Genomic DNA, 12095 nt, shown 5'->3' with positions numbered 1-12095 from the left:
ATATCGTTGGCAGAAGAAATTATTTAGACCAATTATCAAAAGCTTCATTGATGACTTTATTCTCGATAAAAATCATCTGCTACCACAGAGAATCTTTAAATAATAGTGCGTAAGTCCTATATAAAATAAAAAAGCACACATTCGATGAATGTGTGCTTTGGCTTTAGTAAGATCTAATATTGATAATAAATATTAGAACAGGTTACTAAAGAATTGTTTGATATGATCCAGCATGCGGGCAAAGAAACCAGCTTCTTCAACTGCTTTCAGTGCAACAAGTGGTTTCTCAGCAATCACTTTGCCGTTTAAAGTCGCCACATATTTACCTACGACTTGACCTGGTTGTAAAGGCGCAGTCAGTTTAGGCTGAACGACCAATTGAGTCTTGATGGCATTGGCCTGACCTTTAGGCATAGTCACGTTAAAGTTTTCTGCAAGTCCGATCTGAACTTCATTTTCCTTACCAAACCAGACTTTAGACTTGGCTAGAACCTGTTTAGCGGGTTGAACATTTTTGGTTTCAAAGTTCGCATAACCCCAAGCCAGAAGTTCACGTGTTTGTGATGCACGTTCATTCATGGTTGGTGCACCAAAAATCACTGAAATCAGACGAGTCGGACCGCGTTTTGAAGAGGTCGTTAAGCAGTAACCGGCTTCATCAGTATGACCAGTTTTCAAACCATCTACACTTGGATCAGTATAGAGCAGGGCATTACGGTTGCCTTGCTTAATCCCGTTAAAAGTAAACTCTTTTTCAGAGTAGATTGGATAGTATTTTGAACTGTCTTTGATGATGTGCTGAGCCAAAGTTGCCATATCTTTCGCAGTCGAATAATGGCCTTCAGCTGGCATACCAGTCGAGTTGATGAAGCTGGTATTGGTCATGCCAATCCGTTTCGCTTCTTGGTTCATCATATGTGCAAAGGTACCCTCGTTCCCTGCAATATGTTCAGCCATCGCCTTAGATGCATCGTTACCAGACTGGATAATAATCCCGCGCAACATTTCTAGTGCAGTCGCCGTACCATTTAAAGGCACATACATACATGATTCTGCACTGCTACCACGGCACCATGCAGATTCATTCATGCGAACCTGTTCATCTTCAGTCAGCTCACCACTTAATAACTTCTGCTCGATGATGTAACTGGTCATCATCTTGGTCATTGAAGCAGGGGCTAATTTTTCATTTTCATTTTTTGATGCGAGAATTTGCCCTGTCTCGTAGTCCATTAGCACATAAGATTTATTATTCAATTCTGGTGGTGCAGATAAGACAGTTGCTGCAAAGCTAAAACTAGGAATTAATAATAATGCAGCAAGGGCAGTTTTTTGGGTCATTTCTAGTGGGTTCCAATATCTTGATGTAAGCACGAAGAGCCTAGCATTTTAGGACAAAGCTAGGCTGACTTCTATGGGAAACCCGGGGTTATTTCAAAAGTATTGTAAGCAATCACGCAAAAAGTGGATTATTTACTGTAGCTCACCAACTCATTGCAAATGGCCTGATTCTTTTTCTTGCCAGCCTTTTTGGCATCACTCTGTGCTTCGGCCAGAATGTTACGGAAATCTGACTGTTTTACCATCTGGTTCAGGCGCTCAACCGGATTTTTTTGGCCGGGCAAATATTCAGTCACCAGCTGGTTATAACCCTGATTGAATTTTGCTTTGTCTTTGACCATGCTTGGGCAAATTTCAGAAAGGACATAAATTGCAGCTAATTCTTGCTTGGTGATTTCTTGGCTCGGGGTGACTTCAATATTTTCATTTGCTGCATAAACCGAGCTTCCCCAAAGTGTCATACCAGCAACAACAGATAAACTTAAACTTTTAATTAATGTATGTTTCATCAAAAAACTCAAAAATTACATGTAGAACAATAATTTGTTAGCTTAAAGATATTTTCAAAATTGAAAAGAGGGGAAATGTAGTGAAGCTGTAGAATTATGAAGAAATGTGTAAGAGAAAAAAGACGATGCTGGCATCGTCTCATTTCAGTGAGAAAGACCTTATTCCTGATAGGCTAAAACGTCTTCACACGCTGTTTTTTGTTCGTCTTTTGCAGTCTGTTTTGCACCTTGACGTGCTTCTTCAAGCACAGTCTTGTATTCACTGTCTGCCTGAAGTTTTTGATAGGTCATCGATTTGTCTGAGTATTCTTTTAGATAAGATTGAATCAGCTGCTGAATCGTTGTATCGAATTTTGCATTCTGACCAATAATGCCCGGGCATACTTCAATCATTACCTGTGCAGATGCGACATCTTCTTTCACGATCATGTCATTTTCTTCAGCTGTCAAATCATTGGCAATAACTGCAGGAGAAACAAAAGTTGCCAAACTTAAAGCCAAAGTACCCCAAAGAGAGAATTTTTTCATCATCTTAAGCCATATGTATTAATGGATATCGTGCTACAAATATATATAATTCCTGAACTAATACAATGAAATGTCCTAGCGAGTCATTTTTTAGCTCAACGAGATTTTGCAGTGAATATATTAATTTCCAATGATGATGGCGTTTTTGCACCAGGTATACAGGCACTGGCGCAGGCCTTGAGGCCTTTAGGACGTGTTGTGGTGGTAGCTCCAGAAAGTGAACGTAGCGGATTTTCCAGTGCACTGACTTTAGACCGACCATTAAGACCGATCCAGATTTCTCCCGATGTATGGGCGGTTAATGGCACGCCGGCTGACTGTGTCTATCTGGCCATGAACGGCTTATTTGATGTTGAATTCGATCTGGTGGTCAGCGGCATTAACAGTGGTGCCAATCTGGGAGATGATGTGCTGTACTCGGGTACGGTGGGGGCTGCATTTGAAGGCCGTCTGGCCAAACAACCTGCATTAGCAGTTTCTCTATGTGGGCAAAACGTTCGATCTTATACCTTACCAGAAGATTATCGCATTGCAGCGCAATGGGTACATGATTTTATTGCGGCAGGTTTGCCGACTTTGCCTGAGCGTCATATTTTTAATGTGAATATTCCTGATGTGGCTGAGCTGAAAGGAACTAAAGTGACCTTTCAGGGACGCCGTAGCCAGTCCAAGCCGATTACCAGTCATGTAGATCCACGTGGTCGTCAGGTTTACTGGATTGGGCTATCGGGTGAAGCAGTCGCAATGCCAAAACATAAAGGAACTGAAATCGAGTCAGACTTTTTTGCAATTGCCAATGGCTATGTAAGCGTGACGCCAATTCAGATGGATGCCACAAACTATGACACACTTCACACTTTGCAAGCCCAGATTCTAAATAAAATCTAATGAATGTTATAAGTTTGTGAAAAATGAAAGCTTACAAGTATATTGTAGTAAAACTTTGCTAATCTTACTGGGTTTTTGCAACCGTATAGATGTTAGAGAGGAAGATAATGTCCTTGGTGTCACCGAAATACTTCATTCATGCTTCACCATCCAGCTTCATCAAAACTCTGGTTTTGTCCACTGTGGTTGTTTCCATAATGATTATTACTGGTTGTGCCACTAAACCTCAGGTCAATAATATGACGCGCTATGCCGCAGCGCCTGACTTCTATACGGTACGCTCTGGGGATACTTTGAGTGGCATTGCAGCACGTTATGGTCTGAGCTATATCAGTGTGGCAGAGATGAATGATATTGCTCCGCCGTATCGTATTTATGTGGGTCAGTCGATTCGCCTGAAAAATAACACTACTGCTCGCCGTACTACAGCGACTCAACCTGTTACCCAAGCTGCCCCGATTCAGCGTCAAACGATTGCGATTCCAGCGCCAACCACTCCAGCTCCAACGACTGTTAAGACTACGCCAAAACCTGCCACCACTACTTCTGCACCGATTACCCCAGTATCGACAGCAGCGGGATTACGTTGGGTCAAGCCATCAAATGGTCCGGTATTACAAAACTATGATCTGGCTGCAAATATCAAAGGTACCCGTTATGGCGGTAATGTCGGAGATCCGGTCTTTGCTGCAGCAGATGGGCAGGTGGTATATGCAGCAGATGGCCTGAAGGAATATGGTAATCTGGTATTAGTTAAACATATTAATGGCTATATCACCGCTTATGCGCATAACAGTAAATTAAGCGTGAAAAGTGGCCAAAATGTAACGGCTGGTCAAAAAATTGCCGAGATGGGGGCGACTGGTACAACCCGTACTATGCTTGAGTTTCAGGTTCGCTTAGACGGAAAACCGATTAATCCAACAGCAGTTTTACCAAATAATTAAATAAATAATGCAAAACGTAAATTTCACCGTATAATACAATGAGTTGCTTTTATCAAAAAATGAAGCATCTCATAAGTTTAGAGGGGAATTTATGTTAGATCAACTTCGAGCAATGGGTGTCTTTGCTTGTGTTGTGGAAAAGAACTCGTTTAGCGGTGCTGCACGTGAGCTAGGGATTACAACCAGCGCCGTGAGTCAACAAATTCGCTCTTTAGAACAGGATATGGAAGTTGTACTTCTAAATCGTTCTACGAGAAAATTAAGTCTGACCGAAGCGGGACAAGCTTTTTTTCACAGCTGCCAGGAAATGTTGTCTGCTGCTGAGCGTGGAAAGGTTCGCATTAACGAGTTACGTGATGATCTTGTTGGTGAACTTCGTATTGTATCCTTACCGGAAGTGTGTGCGAATCATGTGATTCCTGCACTTTCTCACTGGATGTCCGCACACCGTGGCCTGACAGTCCACCTGGAAACAAACAATCATGAGGTTGATTTGTTGGAAGGGCGTATTGATATTGCCCTGCGATTTGACCAGAACGATGATGATCACAACCTTCAGGTTGTGCCATTAATGCAGATTGAACAGATTCTTGTTGCTGCGCCAAGCTATATTAACCAGACCGCCATTATCTCGCGTCCTGAAGACCTGAAACATCATGATGTTTTGCCTTTAACGCATATTAAAAATCATCAGAATTTCAGTTTTCAGCATGTGCATAGTGCAGAAAAGGTTGAATTTGAACTGAGCTCACGCTTTAGTACCAATAACAGCCTGGTTGCAAAAGCCATGTGCCTGCAAGGCAATGGGGTTGCTAAGATTTTATATCTTGATGTTAAAAAAGATTTATTAAATGGTTCACTGATTGAAGTCTTGCCTGAATGGAAACTTCCGCCAGTCACCCTTTATGCAGTTATGCCTAATCGAGAACAGCAACCGACTAAAGTGCTGCGCTGTCTGGAGGCATTGAAACAATATTTTAGCCAGATCTCTGGTGGACGTTTGTTACAAGTCGCATCATAAATTCCCTATAAACAAAAAAGCCGCTTTAAAGCGGCTTTTTTGTTGTTCAAGATAGATTTAAGCAAGATAAGCCTTGATCATTTTCACTAAACGTTCGATCAGTTGATCGGCCTGTTCCTGAGTAATGTTCAGGGTAGGCAACAGACGAACGACATTACCTGCAGTCACGTTGATAATGGTTTTGTATTCATCGCGTGCAATATCCACCAGCTCACCGCAGTCTTTAGGCAACTCAATCCCGATCATCAGACCGAAACCGCGTACAGTCACTTGATGATCTGCAAGCTGGTTACGTAACTGCTCAACAATATATGCACCTTTTTCAGCGGCATTGGCCACGATATTCTCTTTTTGCATAATATCGATAATGGTATAAACCACGCGTGAACCCAATGCAGTACCGCTATAAGTCGAACCGTGGTTACCCGCAGTCAAAACACCGACACCACGACCTTGAGTCATCACGGCACCAATCGGGAAGCCATTGCCCAGACCTTTAGCTGTGGTCAGTACATCCGGCACAATATTGGTGTGCTGATAAGCAAAATATTTACCGGTACGGCCATTACCTGTTTGTACTTCATCCAGCATCATTAACCAGTTGTGCTGATTACAGATCTGACGGATTTCTTCTAGGTAGCTAAAGCCTTGCGGTGCAGTGTTGACACCACCTTCACCCTGAATCGGTTCAACCAGAATAGCCACGATATCCGGATGGTTAATTGCAGCTTCTTCAATGGCTTCAATATCACCAAAAGGTACACGAATAAAACCTTCAACCAATGGACCAAAGCCTTGTTGAACTTTTTTGTTACCCGTTGCAGATAGGGTTGCCAGCGTACGGCCATGGAAAGATTTGTCAGCTACAATAATTTTTGGTGACGCAATACCTTGCATATGACCGAATTTACGCGCAATTTTAATAGCGCCTTCGTTCGATTCTGCACCACTGTTGGAGAAGAAAACTTCTTCCATGCCAGCGACTTCAGCCAGTTTCTGTGCAGCAGCAGTTTGCCAAGGCACTTCAAAAAGGTTGCTGGTATGAATCAGGGTTGCAGCTTGTTCCGCAATTGCTTCAGCAATCACTGGATGAGCATGACCCAAACCGCAAACGGCGATCCCAGTTAAGGCATCTAAATACTCTGTACCATCTTCGGTATAAAGATATGCACCTCGTCCTCGGACAAAGCTGATCGGTTGACGACCAAAGACTGGCATCAAATGTGAAGGTTGATCAGTTTGTACCGGAGCGAGGGTAATATTGTTCATGACTAACTCTTTACTGTTAGGTGGAAAGAAAAACTTATATAAGCAAAAACTTGGTCAGATTTAAAGGGTAATTGTAAATAAAAATGGATTTATTACTTTAGACGTACTGTTTTTCTCTGTTTTGGGTATAATGCGAGACAGATTAGTTGAGGATTTATCAATGACTGAACAAGCACGCGATACCGAAGCGTTAATTCGTGACCAAATTGCCAAGCACGCAGTACTTCTTTATATGAAAGGCACACCACAATTTCCACAATGTGGTTTTTCTGCACGTGCGGTAGAAGCACTCAGTCAAATTGGTCGTCCATTTGCTTATGTTAATATTCTGGAAAACCCGGATATTCGTGCAACTCTGCCACAAATTGCGAACTGGCCGACATTCCCACAACTTTGGATCAATGGTGAATTGATCGGTGGTAGTGACATCATGCTCGAAATGTTCCAAAAAGGTGAATTACAGCCTTTAGTAGAGCAATACAGTCCAGCACCTGAAGCTTAATCCTTGGATTAAACTGATAGATGTGAAAAAGCGCTTCCGAGAGAAGCGCTTTTTTTATGGGTGAATAGTGAGGCAGGGGGCAGAATTAATCTTCTGCCTGCTGACCCTCAGATTTTTCTAGTTCTTTTGATTCAGCAACCAAGGCCTCAGCTAAGGTATCTGGATCGGTCAGAACTTCCTTTATAGGCGCCTTATCTTTTTTCTTTTTCTTCTTTTTTTTCTTTTTCTTAGGTTCTTCCTCAAACTCGGCACCATCTTCAATGGCTTGCCAGTATTCGAGTTGTTCCATCACAGCAGCAAAGATCGAGTTTTTGCTATAACGGCCTTTCTTGTCCATAGTCCCGACCGGACGTGCCATCAGGATTTCCAAAGCCTGCGCGATATTATCAATGGCATGAATATGGAATTGACCATCTTCGACTGCAGCAATGACATCTTTACGTAACATCAGATGCTGCATATTTTGTCGTGGAATAATCACACCCTGCTTACCTGTCAGGCCTTGCAACTTACAGGCATCGAAGAAACCTTCAATCTTCGCATTGACACCACCAATCGGTTGTACTTGACCAAGCTGGTTCATAGAACCGGTAATCGCCCAGGACTGGTCGATCGGTAACTGACTAATCGCAGAAATCAGCGCTGAAAGTTCAGCAACTGTCGCGCTGTCACCATCCACCTGACCATAGCTTTGTTCGAAAGCTAAAGCGGCAGAGAAGTGCAGGGTCTGTTCACGACCAAAATGGGCTTTTAGAAAGGAGGCCATCAATAGCACGCCCTTAGCATGCAAAGAACCGCCAAGTTCTACACTACGTTCGATATCCAGAATATCACCGCCACCTTGATATACAGAAGCAGTTAAGCGTGAAGGTAGACCAAATTCAACATCTGCATAATGAATCACAGACAGCGCATTGATTTGGCCTAGACGATGACCGCGAGTTTCAATCAGTTGAGTGCCACGGGTCAGATCTTGCCAGAATAGCTCACGTAAATAGCCTAAGCGATATTTACGATGATCCAGTGCGGTATTGATATGCTTTTCTGACACCATCTTATCACCCGCTTCGAATGCATGATGATGTGCTTCACGAATCAGGTCGCCCAGCGTTAATGCATGTAGTGACAGGGAACTCTGATCTTCAGCCTGACGACTTGAGTCGGTCAGCAGGGCAGATAATGCAGAACGGTCAAATGGTAATAATTTATCTGATTGCACATAGTCAGCAATGAGCTGCATATAGGCTTGCTCATTTTCATCATTACGTTGCAAGGTATCGGTAAAATCAGCACGGATTTTAAAGATACTGCCTAGTTCTGGTTCAAGTTCCAGAATTTCATAATAAATTTCTGGCTCTGCCAGCAGCACCACTTTGATATTCAGCGGAATAGAAGCTGGTTCAATGGAAATGCTACCGGTGAGAGTCAGCATATGCTCTAAAGATGAAAGCTTGAGATGCCCAGATTTCAAGGCACGTTTCAGACCTTGCCATGCATAAGGCTGTTCCAATAGTTGTTCAGCTTCAAGCATCAGGAAACCGCCATTGGCATTATGCAAGGAGCCGGGACGGATCAAGGTGAAATCTGTAGTAATCGTACCATTTTGGGTCAACTGTTCCACATGACCCAATAGATTGTAATGCGTCGGGAAATCTTCAAAAATAACGGGTGCACCGCTATTTGGCTTATGGGTGACGATCACATTGGCCTGGAAGCGCGCTGGTACGCGGCTAAACTGGGCAGGGGTAAAATCGTCTTCTTCCTGTTCCAGTACAATTTCAACATTATTAATAATGTCTTCAGCATATTGCTTCAGATATTGTTCCAGACCTTCGACATGCTTGAATTTAGTCAGCATCTGCTCAACGCGTGGCATGACTACCTGTTTAGCGATATCACGGTTCAATACTTGAACACGGTCACGCGCATCATCTTCCAGGTCACCCAAATGAAGTCCCAGGCGTTCCAGTTTCTTGTCCATGTAACGCATGTTTGACGCGATTTCAGCACGATCTTTATTGCTTAAAGCATTCAAATCTTCCTGAGACATTTCCTGTACTTTGTCATCTTTCAGATGAATTGGCACAAAACAATGCTCATCATTGCGGGAAATCAGTTTCAGATCGAGTTCTTCACCTTCACGGGTTAGTTCGATCAAGGCGAGTTGCTGTTCATCACCCGTTTCCTGGCGAATCATTTCAATCCGGTTATGATAGCTTTCCGCAGTAAAACGGCGCTCCAGCTGTTTTAGAATGGATTGCCAGCTTTGATGCAGCATCGTCTGAAACTTGGGTCCCTGACCGGCTGGGAATTCCAGTGCGATAGGCTGACGAGGATTCTGAAAATTATTGACATAAACCCAGTCATTAGGCGTTTGCATGGTTTTGGCATGTTGCTGCAGCAAACGCTTCACCATGGTGCGTTTGCCGAGTCCTGCTGTACCCACCGCAAAGATGTTATAGCCTGAATATGGCAGGGCAATACCGGCTTCAACCGAAGCACGGGCACGGTCCTGGCCTAAAAAATTATTTAAAGGCTTGATTCGTTTGGTCGATGCCGGGATTTTATCCGGATCGGCAATACGCGTCAGTTGTACCGGTTTCAGGCATGTCTTTTCAAGGGTTGGTGTAATTTCGCTTTGTTCAAAGGCTGAGATAAGTAGGTCGGAGCTGATGTTTTGTTGAGATATAGTTGTATTACTTGAAATTGAAGAATGAATTTGATCGAGTCTCTGAGTCACTGTTGAAAGTCCAAAACGAAATATGACGTGGATAAGGTTTAAGGTATACAGATTTACTTGAAAAATTCAAGCCAACATGTCAGTTTTGCCACAAAATAAAAAATCGGGCATGCGAGAAATATATAAATTTTGTTGAAAGATACGTTATTAAAGGATTGAATAGCAGCAATTGGTTTTCGTGGAAAATAACAAGGCAATGACAACACAAACGACGGGTTGGAAATCCGCATTTACAGCATTTCTGGATCGACGTGCCCTGATCATGCTGTTTCTCGGATTTTCAGCTGGTGTCCCGATTCTTTTGATCTTTTCCAGTTTGTCTTTATGGCTTGGTGAAGCCGGAATCAGTAAAAGTGCCGTGACCTTTTTCAGCTGGGCTGCCCTTGGCTATTCATTCAAGTTCGTCTGGGCGCCACTCATCGATGAATTACCTGTCCCATTTTTGACTAAAGCTTTGGGTAGACGAAGAGCCTGGCTATTGATTGCCCAGATCCTGATTGTAACTGCGATTTCAATTATGGCTTTTTCAGATCCGGCATTGGGGCAGGCACATTTACAGCAGATGGCATTGGGTGCAGTACTGCTAGGGTTCTCGGCGGCAACACAGGATATTGTCATTGATGCTTACCGTATCGAGCTGGCCGAAACCCAGATGCAGACCGTACTGGCTTCCACCTATAACGCGGGTTACCGGATCGGGATGATTGTGGCTGGGGCTGGAGCTCTGTTTCTGGCGGCGTATTTAGGTACAGCCAAAGGCAACTATATCTATGATGCCTGGAAATGGACTTATCTGGCGATGGCAGCGGTTATGCTGGTCGGGATTATTACCACACTGGTCATCCGTGAGCCTCAAGTGGATCGGGCACGTAAAGATTATCAGCGCAGTGATTATTTCCGTCTCGTCGGCGTGTTTTTTGTGGCAGTTATCAGCTTTGTTCTGAGCTATGTCTATTCCGGTGACTTGGTATCTAGTATCACTGCACAGTGGGCAATTCAGGATACTTTTGCCTTGTTCTGTTTTGAGGCTTTACGCTTTATCGGTTCAGGTGCTGTCGCTTTCGGTGTGGGTACGATTCTGGTCAAAATGGGTGCTGTGAATAAGCAAATGGCATTCGAAACCTGGGTCAATCCCGTAGCAGATTTCTTTGATCGCTATGGTTTAAAACTGGCTTTGGTGTTGTTATTGCTGATCGGTTTTTATAGGGTCTCCGATATTATTGCCGGTGTGATTTCCAATGTGTTCTATCAGGATCTGAATTTTAGCAAGGAACAGATTGCTGAAGCTGTGAAAGTGTATGGGGTAATTTTCTCCCTGCTTGGCGGTTTTTTAGGTGGCTTGCTGGCTCAGAAAATGAACATCATGAAACTGATGTTTGTAGGCGCGATTTTGGCCTGTTCAACCAATCTGATTTTTATTGGCTTGGTGAAGTCTGGTGAAAAGCTGGGACAGGTCGAAGTTCAGGTAGGCCAGCAAACCTTTCAGGCAGATACAGATGAAGTCGGTTACTGGAAACTGAATGTGCCCACTACTGCTTTTAAAGAGGCCGAACAGATTCAGGTTCGTGCACATTATCTGAATCATCCGGCAGATGCAGTACAAGTCAACCTGCCTTATCTGCAACAGAATGCTTCGCAAGCAGCACAATTACAGCTTCTGCCTGTTACCACAGATAACCTGATCAGTGCCAATGAGCAGGAGAATAGCATCGTGGTTCGCGGTCAGTATCTAGGGCCGGATTTAACTGCAGAGCAAAAAATTGTATTAGAGCTGAATGGCGATAAATTCGATGCCAAGCTGGATGAAGAGCGTGTCTTTAGTGCTGCTATTCCTGCCGAGAAACTGATTACTGCACCTGTGAAGCGAATCAATGCAAGCTTAATGCAGCAGGAGCAGCCAATAGTGACCCAGCAGCATTCATATGCTGTGGACTTGTCGCAGACTCAGGCCAATCCGATGGATATTGATATTCAGCCGATTACAATTGGAACAGGCGAGAATGTTGAAATTCAAGGTAAGGTGATTAAACCGTATAGTTCATGGTGGCTATATTTTGCAATTATTGTCGATAATCTGGCCGCAGGTCTCGCAGGCGCTGCTTTTATTGCCTTCCTGTCCAGTCTGACCAGTGTGTCCTTTACCGCTGTTCAGTATGCTATTTTTAGCTCACTCATGACCTTGACTCCTAAGATTTTAGGTGGATATTCGGGTACTATAGTGACCAATATCGGTTATCCGAATTTCTTCCTGATGACCACTTTAATCGGGATTCCAATCCTGATTCTGGTCGTTTGGGTGGCAAAATTGCTCGGTGAACACCAAAAACAATCTGTAAATAAGGATGATTAA

The 12095-nt window shown here is 43.5% G+C and carries 10 protein-coding genes and 1 pseudogene; 6 read left to right on the top strand and 5 right to left on the bottom strand.

Annotated features, from left to right (window positions below):
* A pseudogene (locus tag FTU72_RS12985) lies at positions 1-103 on the top strand (IS701 family transposase); the annotation flags it as partial.
* A gap of 89 nt (positions 104-192) precedes the next feature.
* On the opposite strand, the gene dacC reads toward FTU72_RS12985, so the two are convergent.
* From dacC to FTU72_RS12970, 3 genes are all read right to left on the bottom strand, one after another.
* Positions 193-1341 carry a D-alanyl-D-alanine carboxypeptidase PBP5/6 gene (dacC, locus tag FTU72_RS12980; protein ID WP_004782636.1) on the bottom strand — a complete coding sequence of 383 codons (1149 nt, stop codon included), beginning with the start codon at positions 1339-1341 and terminating at the stop codon, positions 193-195.
* Positions 1342-1469: 128 nt separating this feature from the next.
* The gene (locus tag FTU72_RS12975) at positions 1470-1850 is read right to left on the bottom strand and encodes an MCR_0457 family protein (RefSeq protein ID WP_004782633.1); all 381 of its coding nucleotides are present in this window, start codon (positions 1848-1850) and stop codon (positions 1470-1472) included.
* 159 nt (positions 1851-2009) lie between these two features.
* Positions 2010-2381 (bottom strand): MCR_0457 family protein, encoded by a 372-nt coding sequence (locus tag FTU72_RS12970; protein ID WP_004782632.1) that lies wholly within the window; start codon positions 2379-2381, stop codon positions 2010-2012.
* Positions 2382-2489: 108 nt separating this feature from the next.
* Between FTU72_RS12970 and surE the strand changes: the two genes are divergently transcribed.
* The 3 genes from surE to FTU72_RS12955 all read left to right on the top strand — a co-directional run bounded on the left by surE (position 2490) and on the right by FTU72_RS12955 (position 5234).
* Complete coding sequence (gene surE, locus FTU72_RS12965) at positions 2490-3266, top strand: 5'/3'-nucleotidase SurE (protein ID WP_125278414.1); 777 nt, start codon at positions 2490-2492, stop codon at positions 3264-3266.
* A 107-nt stretch (positions 3267-3373) separates the two neighbouring features.
* A complete protein-coding gene (locus FTU72_RS12960) occupies positions 3374-4213 on the top strand; it encodes a peptidoglycan DD-metalloendopeptidase family protein (RefSeq protein WP_180052975.1) in 840 nt (279 codons plus the stop codon).
* A 91-nt stretch (positions 4214-4304) separates the two neighbouring features.
* Positions 4305-5234, top strand: a complete 930-nt coding sequence (locus FTU72_RS12955; protein WP_034702058.1) for a LysR family transcriptional regulator — start codon at positions 4305-4307, stop codon at positions 5232-5234.
* Between the two features lie 57 nt (positions 5235-5291).
* Here the strand turns inward: FTU72_RS12955 and FTU72_RS12950 are convergent, their stop codons facing one another.
* A complete protein-coding gene (locus FTU72_RS12950; RefSeq protein ID WP_034702061.1) occupies positions 5292-6503 on the bottom strand; it encodes an aspartate aminotransferase family protein in 1212 nt (403 codons plus the stop codon).
* 160 nt (positions 6504-6663) lie between these two features.
* On the opposite strand from FTU72_RS12950, the gene grxD reads away from it, so the two are divergent.
* The gene (gene grxD / locus FTU72_RS12945) at positions 6664-7005 is read left to right on the top strand and encodes a Grx4 family monothiol glutaredoxin (RefSeq protein ID WP_034702064.1); all 342 of its coding nucleotides are present in this window, start codon (positions 6664-6666) and stop codon (positions 7003-7005) included.
* 85 nt (positions 7006-7090) lie between these two features.
* Here the strand turns inward: grxD and FTU72_RS12940 are convergent, their stop codons facing one another.
* The gene (locus FTU72_RS12940; protein ID WP_180052974.1) at positions 7091-9745 is read right to left on the bottom strand and encodes an ATP-binding protein; all 2655 of its coding nucleotides are present in this window, start codon (positions 9743-9745) and stop codon (positions 7091-7093) included.
* A gap of 178 nt (positions 9746-9923) precedes the next feature.
* On the opposite strand from FTU72_RS12940, the gene FTU72_RS12935 reads away from it, so the two are divergent.
* Entirely contained in the window at positions 9924-12095 is a 2172-nt protein-coding gene (locus FTU72_RS12935; RefSeq protein ID WP_373683620.1) for an MFS transporter, read from the top strand.

Source organism: Acinetobacter sp. YH12137 (assembly GCF_013418535.1).
Classification (GTDB): domain Bacteria; phylum Pseudomonadota; class Gammaproteobacteria; order Pseudomonadales; family Moraxellaceae; genus Acinetobacter.
The sequence above is the reverse complement of the archived record's forward strand: the minus strand, read 5'-3'. Positions and strand labels throughout refer to the sequence as shown.

What these genes read in the sequence shown, in the direction of transcription:
- dacC (WP_004782636.1), bottom strand. Translation starts at nt 1,341, where the DNA reads ATGACCCAAAAAACTGCCCTTGCTGCATTATTATTAATTCCTAGTTTT.
- FTU72_RS12975 (WP_004782633.1), bottom strand. Translation starts at nt 1,850, where the DNA reads ATGAAACATACATTAATTAAAAGTTTAAGTTTATCTGTTGTTGCTGGT.
- FTU72_RS12970 (WP_004782632.1), bottom strand. Translation starts at nt 2,381, where the DNA reads ATGATGAAAAAATTCTCTCTTTGGGGTACTTTGGCTTTAAGTTTGGCA.
- FTU72_RS12960 (WP_180052975.1), top strand. Translation starts at nt 3,374, where the DNA reads ATGTCCTTGGTGTCACCGAAATACTTCATTCATGCTTCACCATCCAGC.
- FTU72_RS12955 (WP_034702058.1), top strand. Translation starts at nt 4,305, where the DNA reads ATGTTAGATCAACTTCGAGCAATGGGTGTCTTTGCTTGTGTTGTGGAA.
- FTU72_RS12950 (WP_034702061.1), bottom strand. Translation starts at nt 6,503, where the DNA reads ATGAACAATATTACCCTCGCTCCGGTACAAACTGATCAACCTTCACAT.
- grxD (WP_034702064.1), top strand. Translation starts at nt 6,664, where the DNA reads ATGACTGAACAAGCACGCGATACCGAAGCGTTAATTCGTGACCAAATT.